This window comes from Pseudoflavonifractor sp. An176, assembly GCF_002160435.1.
Classification (GTDB): Bacteria; Bacillota; Clostridia; order Oscillospirales; family Oscillospiraceae; genus Enterenecus; species Enterenecus faecium.
Genome location: NZ_NFKO01000065.1, coordinates 1 through 1,168, shown reverse-complemented (window position 1 = coordinate 1,168; position 1,168 = coordinate 1). Strand labels below are relative to the sequence as shown.

The following is a 1,168-nucleotide window of genomic DNA, read 5'->3' as shown; positions in this document are numbered from 1 at the left end:
CTAAGTGAATTTTCTCAATGGTGTCGGCCAACTGCTCATTCTCCGCAGCTCTGTGGCTACGCTTGCCAGTAGCCCATTTGTGGTACGCAGACCGAGCCACGTGGAGCAGCTTGCAGGTTGCCTCAATGGGAAACCCCTGCTGCTCATGACACTCCTGAATTGCTTTATAAGTACGGCGCTGTCTCACTTCTTCCAGGCCTCTCTCCTCTCGATCTCGTCCAATTTTTTTAGCAGTCCATTCTCCATTTCTGCCAGATATAGCTTGTGCTTGAGTTGCTCAATTTCGATTTGGGCTTTCTCAAGTTCGGTGCGAGGGACTTGATCTTTCTTCCGGCGGCCCCGCCGATCCTCTAATCCCACCTTTCCCATCTGCTCAAACCGAAGAGTCCAATTCCGAACCTGTTGATAGCTAACCTGGTATTTCAGGGCCATTTCTCCATAGTTTTTACCACCGGCAATGCAGTCCTTAACAATTTGTATGCGTTCTTCCTGTGTGGTCTCCCGTCCTTGCTTCATGTAGCTTCCTCCTCCGGAGTGTTTGACCGAGTTGAAGTCTCCATGAGCATTATACACCTTTATCCATTCTCTGAACTGCGTATGACTCCGAATGTGATATTTTCTGCAAATATCCGACTCGCCTCCAGCACCGGATAAATAGTCTTCCACAGCAGATTTCTTTAATTCTGGGCTGTATACACGATTTTTATGTGGCAGAAATGCATCCACCCCATCTATCTCATAGTTACGCACCCACTGTCCCATAGTATTGTGAGAAACTCCAGCCCTCCGTGCCGCCTCACGCATACCAATGCATCCATTGATGTAATCTTGTATGATTGTGACCTTTGTCTCTATACTGACCTTTTGTTTCTGTGGCATAGCAATGCTCCCCCTATGTTTGACAGTGTTTTATTTCACTGTTTCTCATAGAGGGAGCATATCAATTATAGTATTGGCCACCTTTTTCGATGGTTGGATAAGTTAAAATATGATAAAGTAATCCATCCATACTCTATATCCGAAATAAAAAAATATCGAGATCCAGAAACGCAAGAGGCTATTTCGGTAAAGCTGGAATCATATGAGGTAATCAAAACCATTAAGGAACCAGACGATTCTTTTTTAGAATTGATCGGAATTCCGGAAAAATCGCAAAATGACATGATTG

General features: G+C 44.7%; 1 protein-coding gene and 2 pseudogenes. 1 reads left to right on the top strand and 2 read right to left on the bottom strand.

The features are described from left to right. Window positions 1–187, bottom strand: a pseudogene (locus B5F12_RS12075) (hypothetical protein); the annotation flags it as partial. Further along, on the bottom strand, window positions 184–879 hold the full coding sequence (locus B5F12_RS11575) for a helix-turn-helix domain-containing protein (RefSeq protein ID WP_087234537.1): 696 nt from the start codon (window positions 877–879) through the stop codon (window positions 184–186). The pseudogene B5F12_RS12075 and the gene B5F12_RS11575, both read right to left, overlap by 4 nt. 93 nt (window positions 880–972) lie before the next feature. On the opposite strand from B5F12_RS11575, the pseudogene B5F12_RS12070 reads away from it, so the two are divergent. Next, window positions 973–1,168 (top strand): annotated as a pseudogene (locus tag B5F12_RS12070) (hypothetical protein); the annotation flags it as partial.